At 69.0% G+C, this 15183-nt stretch carries 14 protein-coding genes; 4 read left to right on the forward strand and 10 right to left on the reverse strand.

Translation table 11 applies throughout. The features are described from left to right. Nucleotides 1-138: 138 nt before the first annotated feature. Genes smc through ACJH6H_RS23060 form a run of 3 tightly spaced genes read right to left on the reverse strand, consistent with a single transcriptional unit; the run spans nt 139 to nt 4460 of the window. A complete protein-coding gene (gene smc, locus ACJH6H_RS23050; RefSeq protein ID WP_406775884.1) occupies nt 139-3726 on the reverse strand; it encodes a chromosome segregation protein SMC in 3588 nt (1195 codons plus the stop codon). A 51-nt stretch (nt 3727-3777) separates the two neighbouring features. Next, the gene (locus ACJH6H_RS23055; protein ID WP_406775885.1) at nt 3778-4056 is read right to left on the reverse strand and encodes an acylphosphatase; all 279 of its coding nucleotides are present in this window, start codon (nt 4054-4056) and stop codon (nt 3778-3780) included. After that, complete coding sequence (locus tag ACJH6H_RS23060) at nt 4053-4460, reverse strand: OsmC family protein (protein WP_406775886.1); 408 nt, start codon at nt 4458-4460, stop codon at nt 4053-4055. Before ACJH6H_RS23060 ends, ACJH6H_RS23055 begins: the two co-directional genes overlap by 4 nt. A gap of 99 nt (nt 4461-4559) precedes the next feature. On the opposite strand from ACJH6H_RS23060, the gene ACJH6H_RS23065 reads away from it, so the two are divergent. The 4 genes from ACJH6H_RS23065 to ACJH6H_RS23080 all read left to right on the forward strand — a co-directional run bounded on the left by ACJH6H_RS23065 (nt 4560) and on the right by ACJH6H_RS23080 (nt 7658). Beyond that, the gene (locus tag ACJH6H_RS23065; RefSeq protein ID WP_406775887.1) at nt 4560-5255 is read left to right on the forward strand and encodes a hypothetical protein; all 696 of its coding nucleotides are present in this window, start codon (nt 4560-4562) and stop codon (nt 5253-5255) included. Between the two features lie 84 nt (nt 5256-5339). Further along, nucleotides 5340-6017, forward strand: coding sequence for a hypothetical protein (locus tag ACJH6H_RS23070; protein WP_406775888.1), 678 nt, complete (start codon nt 5340-5342; stop codon nt 6015-6017). Nucleotides 6018-6105: 88 nt separating this feature from the next. Beyond that, nucleotides 6106-6798 (forward strand): hypothetical protein, encoded by a 693-nt coding sequence (locus ACJH6H_RS23075; protein WP_406775889.1) that lies wholly within the window; start codon nt 6106-6108, stop codon nt 6796-6798. 95 nt (nt 6799-6893) lie between these two features. Further along, nucleotides 6894-7658, forward strand: a complete 765-nt coding sequence (locus ACJH6H_RS23080) for a hypothetical protein (RefSeq protein WP_406775890.1) — start codon at nt 6894-6896, stop codon at nt 7656-7658. Nucleotides 7659-7667: 9 nt separating this feature from the next. Here ACJH6H_RS23080 and mutM read toward each other — a convergent pair whose 3' ends face one another. The 7 genes from mutM to ACJH6H_RS23115 form a co-directional block, all read right to left on the reverse strand. Then, nucleotides 7668-8528 carry a bifunctional DNA-formamidopyrimidine glycosylase/DNA-(apurinic or apyrimidinic site) lyase gene (gene mutM, locus ACJH6H_RS23085; RefSeq protein ID WP_318985964.1) on the reverse strand — a complete coding sequence of 287 codons (861 nt, stop codon included), beginning with the start codon at nt 8526-8528 and terminating at the stop codon, nt 7668-7670. After that, on the reverse strand, nt 8521-9252 hold the full coding sequence (gene rnc / locus ACJH6H_RS23090) for a ribonuclease III (RefSeq protein ID WP_212811911.1): 732 nt from the start codon (nt 9250-9252) through the stop codon (nt 8521-8523). Before rnc ends, mutM begins: the two co-directional genes overlap by 8 nt. After that, the gene (locus ACJH6H_RS23095) at nt 9249-9821 is read right to left on the reverse strand and encodes a DUF177 domain-containing protein (protein WP_212811912.1); all 573 of its coding nucleotides are present in this window, start codon (nt 9819-9821) and stop codon (nt 9249-9251) included. The genes rnc and ACJH6H_RS23095 overlap by 4 nt, the downstream gene beginning before the upstream one ends. Before the next feature lie 56 nt (nt 9822-9877). Further along, complete coding sequence (gene sepIVA / locus ACJH6H_RS23100; RefSeq protein WP_020103794.1) at nt 9878-10615, reverse strand: cell division protein SepIVA; 738 nt, start codon at nt 10613-10615, stop codon at nt 9878-9880. Nucleotides 10616-10702: 87 nt separating this feature from the next. Then, nucleotides 10703-11179, reverse strand: a complete 477-nt coding sequence (coaD, locus tag ACJH6H_RS23105; RefSeq protein WP_212811913.1) for a pantetheine-phosphate adenylyltransferase — start codon at nt 11177-11179, stop codon at nt 10703-10705. Nucleotides 11180-11222: 43 nt separating this feature from the next. Further along, nucleotides 11223-11780 carry a 16S rRNA (guanine(966)-N(2))-methyltransferase RsmD gene (gene rsmD / locus ACJH6H_RS23110; protein WP_212814854.1) on the reverse strand — a complete coding sequence of 186 codons (558 nt, stop codon included), beginning with the start codon at nt 11778-11780 and terminating at the stop codon, nt 11223-11225. After that, on the reverse strand, nt 11777-15160 hold the full coding sequence (locus ACJH6H_RS23115; protein WP_318985962.1) for a pyruvate carboxylase: 3384 nt from the start codon (nt 15158-15160) through the stop codon (nt 11777-11779). Before ACJH6H_RS23115 ends, rsmD begins: the two co-directional genes overlap by 4 nt. Nucleotides 15161-15183: the final 23 nt, after the last annotated feature.

Below are 15183 nucleotides of genomic sequence, written 5' to 3' on the forward strand. Positions count from 1 at the left end.
TCAAAACCCCAGGCGCACAACCTAAAATAGCCCCTGAACAGCGCAAAGGCGCCCACGAAAACCCGTGGAGCGCCACATGTGTTCGAACATGCCATCAAGGACCGACACGTGCCACAAAAGGGCCACGCCGAACCCCGCCTATGACTGGCTGGAAACCAACTCCTGGCCGCGCATGCGCTGCGAGATCACCTGGGTGATGCCGTCGCCCTGCATGGTGACGCCGTAGAGCGCGTCGGCGACCTCCATGGTCGGCTTCTGGTGGGTGATGACGATCAGCTGCGACTTCTCCCGCAGCTGCTCGAACAGACTGATCAGACGGCGCAGGTTCACGTCGTCCAGCGCGGCCTCGACCTCGTCCATGACGTAGAAGGGTGACGGCCGCGCCCGGAAGATCGCCACCAGCATCGCCACCGCGGTCAGTGACTTCTCACCGCCCGACAGCAGCGACAACCGCTTGACCTTCTTGCCCGGTGGCCGGGCCTCGACCTCGATGCCGGTGGTGAGCATGTCGCTTGGGTTGGTCAGCAGCAGCCGGCCCTCGCCGCCGGGGAACAGCGTCGAGAAGACCTGCGTGAATTCCTGCTCCACATCGGCGTAGGCCTCGGTGAACACCCGCAGGATGCGCTCATCGACGTCGGCGATGACGTCCATCAAGTCCTTGCGGGCGCCCTTGACGTCCTCCAGCTGGGTGGACAGGAAGTTGTAGCGCTCCTCGAGCGCGGCGAACTCCTCAAGCGCCAGCGGATTGACCCGACCGAGCTCGGCCAGTTCCTTCTCGGCCTTCTTCGCGCGGCGCTCCTGGGTGGGCCGGTCGAACGCCATCGGCGTGGGCGCGCTGACCTGCTCACCACGCTCCTTGGCCTGCTCGTACTCGGCCATCTCGAGTTCGGTCGGCGGCAGCGGCACGTCCGGTCCATATTCGGCGACCAGGTCGGCAACGGCCATACCGAACTGCTCCAGCACCTGCTGTTCGAGTTGCTCGATGCGAAGGGCCGCTTGCGCTTTGGCGACCTCGTCGCGGTGCAGCGCCTCGGTCAGCGCGCCGGCGCGGGCGCTGAGTTCGGACACTTCCGCCCTGACCCGCGTCAGACCCTCGGAACGCTGAGCCCGCTCGGCGGCCAGTGCATCACGCTTGCGTGCCGCCAGACTCACTGTGGCAGCGAGCTTTTCGGCCACCAGCCGGCCGGAATCGGCGACAGCGGCCGCGACCTTCGCCGCGTTCTCCCGGGCTTCGCGGGCCCGCGCCGCCCGCACTCGGGCCTCACGCTCGGCGGCCGCGGCCCGGCGCAGCGAATCCGCCCGCCCGCGAACGGCATTCGCGCGTTCCTCCGCCGTCCGCACTGCCAGCCGGGCTTCCACCTCGACTGCGCGCGCCTCTTCGGCGGCCGCCGTCGTCTCGGACCGGTCGACGAACTCGACATCGAACATCGGCTCCTGCTGCGCGTTGTGGAACCGGTCTTCCAGCTCGGCCAGCTCGGCCAGCGTGCGGCTGCGGCCGGCGTCCAGTTCGTCGCGCTGCCGGAGCAGCTGTTGCCATTCGGCCTCGGCGGTCCGGGCCTCGTGCCCGAGCCGGGCCAGTTGCTCGTAGATCGCCGAGATCGCGGCGTCGGACTCGTGCAGTGCGGCCAGCGCATGTTCGACGGCGTCGCGCCGCGCCTTCTGTTCGGCGAGGGCACCGGACAGCGCGGCGCCGTATTCGCTGGTCTGGCGTTCGGCCTCGACCAACGCGGCGCGCGCCTTGTCGATCTCCGCGGTGATCTCGAGCGCGCTCGGCTTGCGGTCGGAGCCGCCATTGACCCACCCGGCACCGACCAGGTCGCCGTCGGCCGTGACGGCCTGCAGGTCCGGTCGCGCCGCGACCAGCTCCAGCGCCGCAGGTAGATCCGCGACCACGGCGACCCGCGCCAGCATGGCGTGCATCGCACCCGAGAGCCGAGCCGGTACTTCGACCAGATCCAGCGCCCACTGGGCGCCGGACGGCAAATCCCCACGCGGCGAAGCGTTTTCGACGGGCCAGTCACCGAGCACGATGGCCGCACGGCCACCGTCACCCTTCTTGAGCGCGTCGACCGCGGCGCGTGCGGCATCGAAACTTTCGGCCGCGAGCGCGTCGGCGGCGGCACCCAGCACCGCGGCGATGGCTGCCTCGTGCCCCGACTGCACCCGCACCAATTCGGCCACCGAGCCGAAAAGGCCTGCGCCGTCATGGTTTTCCTGCAACCACGCCGATCCGTCTTTGAGGTCGAGGGTCACCGACAGGGCGTCGATACGTGCGCGCAGCGAGGCCACCTGCTTCTCCGCGGCGCGCTCGGCGGCCTGCAATTCGTCGACGCGTTCGTCGGCCTGCAACATGGCGTTGATGGTGCGATCGTGATGCTCATCGAGCCCGTACTCGCCGGCATCGAGCTCACCGACCTTGCTCTGCACGAGTTCGAACTCGGCTTTCGCCTGCTCGACGCGGGCGGCCGCCTCCTCGATGCCGCCGGTCAGCCGTACCGCGGCCTCGTCGATCGATTCGATACGGGTGCGCATGGTGTCGACCTGCCCGGACAACCGGGCGAGCCCTTCCCGCCGGTCCGCCTCGGCCCGAGCCGCCGCCATCTGGGCACGTTCGGCATCGGCCGCGGCGCGTTCGCATTCGGCCAGCGCACCGCGCGCCGCCTCCAGCCGGGTCCGGGATTCGGCGAGCTCGGCGAGCAGTTGTTCCTCATGCTCGGCGACGGCGTCGGCCTCGGCGTCCAGCGCGTCCGGGTCCGGCCCGGTCGACACCTCCGGATCAGAGTCCAGCAGGTTCGTACGTTCGGTGGCGATACGCACCGTGGCGCTGACCCGCTCGGCGAGCGCGGACAGCCGGAACCAGGTCTGCTGCGCCGCCTCGGCGCGGCCGGACAGGCCCGATACCGCCGCTTCGTGTCCCGCCAGTTCGGCCGATGCTGCTTCGAGACGCTCGGTCACCTCGCCGTGCTCACGCCGCAGCGCGGTCTCGGTCTGGTTGGTGTCGTCGAACTCGGCCTGGCGGGTCACCAGATCGTCGGCGGCCAGGCGCAGCCGGGCGTCACGCAGATCGGCCTGGATGGTCTGCGCGCGCCGCGCCATCTCGGCCTGCCGGCCCAGCGGCTTGAGCTGACGGCGCAGTTCGGTGGTCAGGTCGGTCAGGCGCGCCAGGTTGGCCTGCATGGCGTCGAGCTTGCGGACCGCCTTCTCCTTGCGCCGACGGTGCTTGAGCACACCGGCGGCCTCCTCGATGAAGGCACGACGGTCCTCGGGGCGCGATTCCAGGATTTCCGAGAGCTTTCCCTGACCGACGATGACGTGCATCTCGCGGCCGATACCGGAGTCGGAAAGCAGTTCCTGCACATCCATTAGCCGGCAGCTGCTGCCGTTGATCTCGTACTCGCTCGCGCCGTCGCGGAATACACGCCGCGTGATCGAAACCTCGGAGTACTCGATCGGCAGGGCGTTGTCCGAGTTGTCGATGGTCAGGGTCACCTCGGCCCGGCCCAGCGGGGCCCGCGACGACGTGCCGGCAAAGATGACGTCTTCCATCTTGCCGCCGCGCAGGGTCTTGGCGCCCTGCTCACCCATCACCCAGGTCAGGGCGTCGACGACGTTCGATTTGCCCGAACCGTTCGGCCCCACCACGCAGGTGATGCCGGGTTCGAAGCGAAGAGTCGTCGGCGACGCGAAGGACTTGAAGCCCTTCAGCGTCAGACTCTTCAGATGCATGGGGTGAAACCCTACCGTCGCGCCGGTTAAATGCCGGGGACCCCTGGGCTTCTAACGCTCAGAAAATCCCTCGATCGGGTCGCCCGCAGCGGCCCAGTCGTCGACCACCGTCGTCACCGTGCCAGGGGTGGTACCGCTGCGCAGGAGTGCCAGCAGCCGCTCGCAATCGGCACGCGGCCCCTGCGCGACGACGTGCACGCGGCCGTCCGGCTTGTTGCTGGCGTAGCCCGTGAGGCCCAACTCCAGCGCGCGGGCCCGGGTCCACCACCGGAACCCGACGCCCTGCACCTGGCCGTGCACCCAGGCCGACAGCCGAACTGCCTCGCTCACTTGCCGGCGAACCCGAAGGTGACCTCGGTGCCCGCCTTGAGCGTGCGGCCCACCGTGCAGACCTTGTCGATGGCTCGCTCGACGACGATCTTGAGCCGCTTGATCTCGTCCTCGGACAGGCTCGAGAGGTCCAACTCCATGGACTCCTCCAGCAGCGGGTAGACCTCGTTCTCGCGGTCCGGCGGGCCCGACACCCGGATGGTGGTCTGGTAGTCGTCGCCGAGCCGGGCGCGCAACGGCGCGTCACTGCTCATACCGCTGCACGCCGCCAACGCGATCTTGAGCAATTCCCCTGGGGTGAAGACGCCCTCGACGTCCTCGGACCCGACGAGGACCTCGGCTCCTCGCGAGCTGTGCCCGGTATAGCGGCGCACCCCGGTCCGTTCGACCCACAGTTCCGTCATGGCTCATTTGTACCGTGCCGACGCCATTGTTCCTGCGGGGAACCTCGTTGAGGCCCAGGTAATGTCAGGGTCCACACAACTCTCGGGGGGAGAGATCACATGACGTACCCACCGCAGGGCCCATATCCAGGCCCGTCCGGGTACCCGCAGCAGGGTCCGTACGGTGTCGGCCAGCCGGTTGCTCCTGGCTATCCCGCCTATGGCCCGCCTGGATACGGTCCGATGCCCGGCCAGCCGATGCCCTACGGCCATCCCGGTGCCACACCGCCGAACTCCGGCGGTCCGGGCAAGTGGCTTCTGATCGTCGGCGCGGTGGTGCTGGTTCTGGTCCTCGGCGGCGTGGGCGTCTACGCGCTGACCAGTTCCTCCGACGACGACCAGTCCACGTCCGCGAGCAGTCAGTCCGGCAAGCGCAAGGGTGCGGCGGGCAGCACAGGTTCGACGGACGAGGCCACAGCGCCGGGAGCGTCCGCTGGTGGCGGTTCCGACGAAGACGAGATTCGCCAGTTCCTGGCCTCGTTCGGTGGCGGCGACATGGCGTCGATCTCGTGCGCCGGCGACCGCAAGTTCTTCGGCCAGGCGGGCGGCGGCGCCTTCGGGAGTATGCCGATGCCGAAGGTCTCGGGCGACCCGGAGAGCATGAAGACCCTCGACATCACCGTCACCGGCGACCGGGCCACGGTCCAGGCGCCGGGCTCCTCTCAGGTAGCCATCTACCTGCGCAAAGAAGGCGGCGAGTGGAAGTTCTGCTCCACCGACAATCCCGTGTTCAAGAATCTGCCCGGCACCCGCTGATCGGGCGACGCGGCTTGTCGCCGCTCCCGTCCGATGTCGACGGGCCTCTCTGCCGTATCCGGCGTTCACAAGGAGCGACCAAACATGACCTATCCGCCGTTCGGGCCGCAGTCGGGCGGCCAGCCGTGGCAGCCACCGCAGCAGCCGGCACCCGGCTATCCGCCGGCCGGCTACGGGCAGGCGCCCGGGTATGGGCAGGCCCCCGGCTACGGACAACCGGCCGGGTACGGACCGGCACCCGGCTATCCGATGGGGCCCGGATACGGCCAGGCGCCGGGCTTTCCGCCGGGACCCGGCCATCCCGGCGCGCCCACCCCGAACAACAACAAGAAGCTGCTGTTCGGCGGGCTGGCCCTGCTGGCGGTCATCGCCATCGTGATCGGCGTGGTGCTGTGGACCTCGGGCTCCGGCGGTGGGCTCAGCGCGCTGGGCGGTAACTCCGACGAGGACCGGATTCGCAGCCTGCTGAGCGATCCGACGGCGTTGAAGGACCACCGGTGCGACGCCGACAACAAATTCTTCAGCAAGTTCCCCGGCCTCTCCGACGGCAAGAAGGCGCCCGTCGGACCGAAGGTGAAGGTCACCGTCAACAGTGTCGACGTGACGGGCGAGCGTGCCACCGTGAACGTCACCACGCGCGCGGAAAGCGGACGTGAGGCAACCACCACGATCTATTTCCGCAAGGAAAGCGGCGAGTGGAAGTACTGCCTGACCGACTCCCCGGAGATGAAGAAACTTCAGCAGCTGCCCGGGATGAGGTAACGCCCGAGGCTGACCGGCGTTTCCGGTGGTAGACGGCCCAGCGGTGTTAACTTGGACGGCAAGCACAGTTCACAGGGAGCGACCAGACATGACCTATCCCCCGCTCGGGCCGCAGCCAGGCGGTCAGCCGTGGCAGCAGCCGCAGCAGCCGGCACCCGGGTTCCCGCCGAGCGGCTACGGCCAGCCGGGATACGGCCCGTCCCAGCCCGCCTATGGACAACCCGCATATGGTCAGCCGGCGTACGGCCAACCGGCCTACGGCCAGCCTGGATACGGACAGCCGCCGGGATATCCGATGGGCCCGGGTTTCCCTGGGGCGCCGCAACCCAAATCGAACGGTCCCAAGTGGGCGCTGATCGGTGGCCTCGCGGCCATCATCGTCGTCGGCATCGTGCTCGCCGTGGTTCTGGTCTCGAATTCCGGAGGTGGGCTGAGCGCGCTGGGCGGCAACTCCGACGAGGACCAGATCCGCAGCCTCATGAGCTCGGGTCCGTCGTCAATCAAGGAACGCTCGTGCGAGAACGACCAGAAGTTCTTCAGCAAGTTCCCCGGCATCGCCGACAGCACGGGCACCAATCCGACGGGCGCCAAGGGCAAGGCGACCGTCGACAGCGTCAACGTGACCGGGGATACCGCCACCGCGGAGGTCACCGCGACGTCGAGCACCGGCCTGGAGCGTTCCGGCACGCTCTACTTCCGCAAGGAAAGCGGCGAGTGGAAAATCTGCTTCACCGATTCACCGCAGTTGAAGCAGCTCCAGAACCTGCCCGGCATGAAGTAACCGACCTGTGACTTACCCGGCCGCTGTTGGCATTTCGGGTAGTGGCGCTGGTGTTACGTTGGACACCAAGCACAGTCCACAGGGAGCGCGTAGACATGACCTATCCCCCGTCCGGCTCTGATCCGGGCGCCCAGCCCTGGCAGCCGCCACAGCAGCCGACCGAGGGATACGGCCAGCCCGCGTACGGTCCACCGGCCTACGGGCAGCCGGCCTACGGCCAACCCACGTACGGCCAACCCGCGTACGGACAGCCGGCGTATGGACAGCCGCAGTACGGGCAGCCCGCCTACGGTCAACCGGTCTACGGACCGCCGCCCGGCTACCCGATGGGGCCGGGATTCCCGGGGCAACCGGGGTTCCCGCCGCCCACCCCGCCCAACAACACCCGCAAATGGGCGCTCATCGGCGCCGGGATCTTCGCCGTCGTCCTCGTGATCGGCGTCGTCTTCGCGGCGGTGGCCACGCGCTCCGACTCCGGCTCGGATTCGGCGTCCGGCAGTAGCGAGGTGACGATCGGCGGCGGGTCGTCGTCGGACGAGGAGAAGATCCGCGACCTGATGACGTCGCAGATCGAGACCTTCGACGACTTCAAGGCGCACTCCTGCGCGAACGACGTGAAGCTGTACGACAAGGTGCCCTCGATCGCGGGCAAGTTCGGCAAGGGCAGCGACGGCGACGCCGGCCCCGGTTCGACCAAACGCGCGGAGATCACCGACATCGACGTCAACGGAGATCGGGCGACGGTGAACGTCAGCTCGTCCACCGGGGTCACGAACGTCCCGCTGCGCAAAGAAGGCGGCGAGTGGAAGTTCTGCATGACCGATTCGCCGAAGTTCAAGGGCATTCCCGGGCTGAAGTAGCCCGGGACGTCAGATCGGGCGCGGGATGCGGGGCCGCGGTTGACATTTCGGGCAGTAGTACGACGAGCGGTTCATGAATTTCTCCCGCCGGATCGCCGTGCCACAGCGGCGGCACGGCTCTCCTTCCTGGCCGTAGGCGTCCAGTGAGCGGTCGAAGTACCCGGACTCGCCATTGACGTTGACGTACAGCGAGTCGAACGACGTACCGCCCTGTGCCAGAGCCGAATTCATCACATCCGCCGCGTGGACCAGGAGCTCCCCGAGCCGGCGGCGTGCCAACGCCGAGGCCGGGCGAAACCCGTTGACCTGCGCCCGCCACAGCGATTCGTCGGCGTAGATGTTGCCGACACCGGACACCACGGTTTGGTCCAGCAGCTGGCGCTTGATCTCGGAGTCCTTGCGGCGCAACACATTCACCACGGCGTCCGGATCGAATGCGGGATCCAGCGGATCCCGGGCGATGTGCGCCACCGGCACGGGCACGACGCTGCCGTCGACCTCGACCAGATCGCACACCTGCCAGCCACCGAACGTCCGTTGGTCGACGAAACTCAGCTCGGTACCGTCGTCGAGCACGGCCGCGATGCGCAGGTGCGACGGCCGCGCCGGCGGCCCGATCAGCATCTGGCCGCTCATGCCCAGGTGCACCACCAGCGCCTCGTCACCGTCGAGGGTCAGCCACAGGTACTTTCCGCGGCGGCCCGTCCCGGTGATCCGGCGCCCGGCCAGCCGACCGGCCAGATCCGCCGGACCGTTGTCGTGCCGTCGCACCGCGCGCGGGTGCAGCACCCGTACCGTGGTGAAACCCTTTGCCACGACATGTGTTTCGAGGCCGCGGCGGACGACCTCGACCTCGGGCAGCTCAGGCATTGCTGACGGCGTCAGCGTCGGGATCGACCGCGGGACTGGCCTCCAGCGCCTGGTATGCGGCCGCGGCGGCGTGCTGTTCGGCTTCCTTCTTGGTGCGCCCCGTGCCTTCGCCGTAGTCGACGCCGCCGACCACCGCGCGCGCGGTGAACTCCTTGTCGTGCTCCGGACCGGTGGACGTCACGACGTAGGACGGGACGCCGATCCGGCGGGCCGCGGACAACTCCTGCAGGCTGGTCTTCCAGTCCAGACCCGCACCGAGGCTCGCCGCGGTGTCGAGCGCGGCGCTGAACAGCCCCATCACCACGGTCTGGGCCACCTCATGGCCGTGCTCGACATACGTGGCACCGAGCAGGGATTCGAGTCCGTCGGCCAGCAGGTTCGCCTTCTGGGCGCCGCCGCTGGCCATCTCGCCGCGGCCCAGCAGCAGGTAGCTGCCCAGCCCGTCGGGAGTGAGGCTGCGCGCGATCTCGGCCAGCGCCTGGGTGTTGACCACCGCGGACTTGAGCTTGGCCAGCTCGCCTTCGCTGCGGTCCGGGTACCGGCGGAAAATCTCGGCGGTGATCACCAACCCGAGCACGGCGTCGCCCAGGAACTCCAGCCGCTCGTTGGTCGGCAGACCGCCGTTCTCGTACGCGTAGCTGCGGTGGGTGAGCGCCACGGTCAGCAGATCGTCGGGCAACTGCACGCCCAGCGCTGCCAGCAGCGGCGCACGATCTACCGTCACGAACCGTCCTCCGACGAGGACCCGTCGGCGTCGGAGGTCTCCGGCAGCAGCGCCGACAACTTCGCCCACCGCGGGTCGATCTTGTCGTGGTGATGGCCCGGTTCGGCGTCGAGCAGGCGCACCCCGCAATCCGGGCACAGTCCCGGGCAGTCCGGCGTGCACAACGGCGAGAACGGCAGCGTCAGCCCCACCTCGTCGATGATCGACTGTTCGAGATCGACGGCGTCGTCGACGACATGGCCGACCTCGTCTTCCTCGGTGGTGGCCTCGGTCGTGCTGTCGGGATACGCGAACAGCTCGGTGAGGTCGACGGTGACGTGGCCGGACAGCGGGTTGAGGCACCGCGAGCACTCGCCGGTGGTCGGCGCGGACACCGATCCCGTCACCAGCACGCCCTCGGACACCGACTGCAGTTGCAGATCGAGTTCGATGGGCGCACCGGGCGCGATCGCCATCAGATCCAGGCCGATCCGCTCGGGACTGGGCACGGTTTCGACGTGCGTGATCATCGACCCGGGCCGGCGGCCCAATCGGGCAATGTCAATGGTCAGCGGACTCGGGCCAGGCATTGCTCAATCCTACGTCGGCGCCGATCGTCGACCGGACGCCATTCCCGCAAAGCGGTTCAGCGCTGGGCGTAGTCGTGCGTGCCGGCGGCGGTGCGCAGCTGGTGCCGGCCCCGGCTGACCGAGCGCAGGGTGCCCTGGAGGTGCTCCTCGAACTCGGCGAGCTTGGTGTCGACGTAGATGTCGCACTCGCCCCGCAGGCGGTCGGCCTCGGCGTGCGCGGAATCGATCATGCGGGTGGCCTCGGCGTGGGCGGTCTGAACCACCTCGGTCTCGGACACCAGGCGCTGCTGCTCCTTGATGCCCTCCTGCACGGCCTTCTCGTAGGACAGGTTGCCGCTCTCGAGCAGCCGGTCGACCTCGGCCTTGGCCCGGTTCGTGCTGGCCTCGTACTCACGCTTGGCGGTGCTGGCGATCCGGTTGGCCTCTTCGCGGGCCTCGACGACCATGCGCTCGCTGTGCGCACGCGCCTCGGAGACCATCCGGTCGGCCTGCGCCTTCGCGTCGGCCAGCAGCCGGTCCGCTTCGGCACGGGCGTGGTTGACCAGCGAATCCGCCTCGGCCGTGGCCGACGACACCATCGAGTCGGCATGCTGCTTGGCCTCGCGCAGCATCCCGTCGCGCGCGTCGAGGACGTCCTGGGCGTCGTCCAGTTCGCCCGGGATCGCGTCCTTGATGTCGTCGAGCAGTTCCAGAACATCGCCCCGCGGCACCATGCAGCCCGCGGTCATCGGCACTCCGCGTGCCTCTTCCACGATCGCGCCGAGCTCGTCCAGCGCCTCAAATACTCGGTACACGGCAACATCCTCCAGGCGTAGTTGGTTGTTACCAGTGTGCCTGTTGTTACTCGTGTGACTCGGCTTTGCCGACCGGTGTGTCGCGACCTATCCGGCCAGCTTGGCCTGCAGGCGCTTGTTCACCACCGCGGGCAGCAGGTCCGTGACATCGCCGCCGAGGGCCGCCACCTCCTTGGCCAACGACGACGACACGAACGAGAACTGCGGCTTGGTCGCGACGAAGAAGGTATCGACGCCGGCGACGTGCCGGTTCATCTGCGCCATCTGCAGCTCGTACTCGAAGTCGGTCCCGGTGCGCAGGCCCTTGACGATGGCCGTCAGCCCGCGCGCCCGGGCGAAGTCGACGACGAGCCCCGACCCGGCCTCGGCGCGCAGGTTCGGCAGGTGCGACGTCGCCTCGGTGATCATCGCGATGCGTTCCTCGGCGGTGAACATGCCCTTCTTGTTGGGGTTCACCAGCACCGCCACCACCACCTCGTCGAACTGGGCCGCCGCCCGCTCGAAGACATCGAGGTGACCAAGGGTTATCGGATCGAAGGATCCCGGGCAGACCGCACCACTCATAGCCCATGACGGTACAAGGCGCAGCCGGCTCAGGCCCGACTGGTCAGCCGGCCCACTCCGCCATTTCCAGTCGGGTGTCGCCGTAGCGCCGCTCCTTCAGCACGGTCCAGCCGGCCGGCCAGACGAGCGCTGGGCCGGACGCCGGGCGCTCGATCACCGCGACGGCACCCTCGGCCAGCCAGCCGCCCGAAACGAGTTGCCCGACAACGGCTTCCACGTCGGCGGCCGGCACGTCGTAGGGCGGGTCCGCGAACACCAGGTCCACCGGCCGCGGCGCCGTCGTCGCCGTCACGCTGGACGCCGTCCCGCACCGCACGACGGCGCCGTCGACCCCGAGTTCGGCGATGTTGCGCGAGATCACCGCCGCGGCGCGCCGGTCGGCCTCCACGAACAGGGCCGACGCCGCACCGCGCGACAGCGCCTCCAATCCGAGCGCCCCCGATCCGGCGTACAGGTCGAGCACCCGGGCCCCGTCGAAGTCCACCCGGGCCGCCAGCACGTTGAACAGCGACTCGCGGACCCGATCCGTCGTCGGCCGAGTCCCTTTGGCGGGCACCGAGATCCGGCGGCCGCCGTGGCGGCCGCCGATGATCCGGGTCAGCTGATCACCACGAGCAGATCGCCACCTTCCACGCCCGCGGTGGGGGTGACGGCGATCCGCGCGACGGTACCGGCCTTGGGTGCGGTGATGGCCGCCTCCATCTTCATGGCCTCGATGGTGGCGATGGTCTGGCCCGCGTCGACCTGGTCACCGACCGCGACACCGACCGTGACGACACCCGCGAACGGGGCGGCGACATGGTCCGGGTTGGTGCGATCGGCCTTCTCGGCGGCCGGCACGTCCGCGGCGATGGCGCGGTCACGCACCAGCACGGGCCGCAGCTGTCCATTGATCAGGCACAACACGGTACGCATGCCGCGCTCGTCGGGCTCGGACACCGCTTCCAGGCCGATGAGCAGCTCGACACCCTTCTCCAGCTGCACGCGGTGCTCTTCACCGCGGCGCAGGCCGTAGAAGAACTGGTTGGCACTCAGCCTCGAGGTGTCGCCGTACTCCTCGCGGTGCGCCAGGAACTCCTTCGTCGGGCCGGGGAACAGCAGCCGGTTCAGGGCACCCTGGCGCACAGGGCCGGGGGTCGCCAGCTGGGCCTCGTCCTCCGCGGTCAGCTGCTGCTCGGGCCGGGCCGGGCCGCGGCCCTCCAATGCCTTGCTGCGCAACGGCTCCGGCCAGCCGCCGGGCGGGTCACCCAGCTCGCCGCGCAGGAATCCGATGACACTGTCCGGGATGTCGTAGCGCGACGGGTCGGCCGCGAAGTCATCGGCGGTGACGTGCGCACCGACCAGCGACAGGGCCAGGTCACCGACCACCTTGCTCGACGGTGTCACCTTCACCAGGCGGCCGAGGATGCGGTCGGCACCGGCGTAGGCGTTCTCGATCTCCTCGAACTGGTCCCCCAGGCCCAGCGCGATGGCCTGCTGGCGCAGGTTGCTCAGCTGGCCACCGGGGATTTCGTGGGTGTAGACGCGGCCGGTCGGCGCCGGCAGGCCGGACTCGAACGGCGCGTAGACCCGGCGCAGCGCCTCCCAGTACGGCTCGAGGTCGCAGACCGCCTCCAGCGACAGCCCGGTGTCGTACTGCGTGTGCGCGGCCGCCGCGACGATGGACGACAGCGCGGGCTGGCTGGTGGTCCCGGCCAGCGGCGCCGAGGCACCGTCGACCGCGTCGGCGCCGGCCTGCCAGGCGGCCATGTACGTCGCCAGCTGCCCGCCCGGGGTGTCGTGGGTGTGCACGTGCACCGGCAGGTCGAAGCGAGACTTCAACGCCGACACCAGTTTTGCCGCGGCCGGCGGTCGCAGCAGGCCGGCCATGTCCTTGATGGCCAGCACGTGCGCACCGGCTTCGACGATCTCGTCGGCGAGCTTGAGCCAGTAGTCCAGCGTGTAGATCGTCTCGCCGGGATTCATCAGGTCGCCGGTGTAGGACATCGCGACTTCGGCCACCGCGGAACCGGTTTCGCGCACCGCCTCGATGGCGGGACGCATCGACGAGACGTTGTTGAGCGCGTCGAAGATCCGGAAGATGTCGATGCCCGTCGCCGTGGCCTCTTCGACGAACGCCGATGTCACCAGCTCCGGGTACGGCGTGTAGCCGACGGTGTTGCGGCCGCGCAGCAGCATCTGCAGACAGATGTTGGGCATCGCCTCACGCAGTGCGGCCAGGCGCTCCCACGGATCCTCCTTCAGGAAGCGAAGCCCCACATCGTATGTGGCACCACCCCAGCACTCGACCGACAGCAGCTGCGGCGTCGATCGGGCGATGTAGGGCGCGATCTCCAGCAGACCCGTGGACCGCACGCGGGTGGCGAGCAGCGACTGGTGCGCGTCGCGGAAGGTGGTGTCGGTGACGCCCACGGCGGGGGTGTCACGCAGCCAGCGCGCGAAGCCCTCGGGCCCCAGCTCGTCCAGCCGCTGCTTCGACCCCGCGGGCGGCGCCGCCTTCAGGTCGACGGCGGGCAGCTTGTCGCGCGGGTACACCGCCGCCGGCCGCGGCCCGTGCGGCTGGTTGACCGTCACATCGGCTAGGTAGTTGAGGATCTTGGTACCGCGGTCGGCGCTGCTGCGCGCGGTCAGCAGCTGCGGACGCTCGTCGATGAACGACGTCGTCACCTTGCCGGCGACGAAGTCGGGGTCGTCGAGCACCGCCTGCAGGAATGGGATGTTCGTCGAGACGCCGCGGATGCGGAACTCGGCCAGGGCCCGCTTGGCGCGCGCCACGGCCGTCGTCAAATCCCTTCCGCGACAGGTCAATTTGACCAGCATGGAGTCGAAGTGGGCCGACACCTCGGCACCGAGGTTGGTGCCGCCGTCGAGCCGGATGCCGGCGCCACCCGGGGTGCGGTAGGCGGTGATGCGGCCGGTGTCGGGCCGGAAGCCGTTGGCGGGATCCTCGGTGGTGATGCGGCACTGGAGCGCGGCGCCGCGGGCCTGCATGGTCTCCTGGCTCAGACCCAGCTCCTCGAGCGACGAGCCGGAGGCGATACACAACTGCGACGCGACGAGGTCGACCGCGGTGATCTCCTCGGTGACGGTGTGCTCGACCTGGATGCGCGGGTTCATCTCGATGAACACGTGCTGGCCGCGCTGATCGACGAGGAACTCGACGGTGCCGGCGCACGTGTAGCCGATCTGCCGCGCGAAGGCCACAGCGTCGTTGCACATGCGCTCCCGCAGTTCGGGATCCAGGTTCGGCGCGGGCGCCAGCTCGATGACCTTCTGGTGCCGGCGCTGGACGCTGCAGTCGCGCTCGAACAGGTGCATGACGTTGCCGTGGGTGTCGGCGAGGATCTGCACCTCGATGTGCCGCGGGTTGACGACGGCCTGCTCCAGGAACACCGTCGGGTCACCGAACGCCGAATCGGCTTCGCGGGACGCCGCTTCGATGGCCTCGCGCAGGTCGGCCGGGTCGGCCACGCGGCGCATACCGCGGCCGCCACCACCGGCGACGGCCTTGACGAACAACGGGAACTGCATCTGCTCGGCGGCGGCGAGGAGGTCGTCGACCGACGACGACGGCTCCGACGAGGCCAGCACGGGCAGCCCCGCGGCGCGGGCCGATTCGATGGCGCGCGCCTTGTTGCCGGTCAGTTCGAGAATGTCGGAGCTGGGTCCGACGAATGTGATGCCCGCGGCGGCGCACGCGGCCGCCAGTTCGGGGTTCTCCGACAGGAAGCCGTAGCCCGGGTAGATCGCGTCGGCGCCGCATGCCAACGCGGTGGCGACGATGTCGTCGACGTTCAGGTACGCCCGGACCGGATGGCCTTTCTCCCCGATCTGATACGACTCGTCAGCCTTGAGCCGATGCAGCGAGTTGCGGTCTTCGAACGGGTACACCGCGACGGTGGCGATACCCAGTTCGTTGGCTGCGCGAAAGGCCCGGATCGCGATCTCACCGCGGTTGGCCACCAGGAGTTTGGAAATCACCCAGTGACCCTAGCGGTTACGGC

It is taken from the genome of Mycobacterium sp. SMC-21 (assembly GCF_045310825.1).
In the GTDB taxonomy this organism is placed as follows: domain Bacteria; phylum Actinomycetota; class Actinomycetes; order Mycobacteriales; family Mycobacteriaceae; genus Mycobacterium.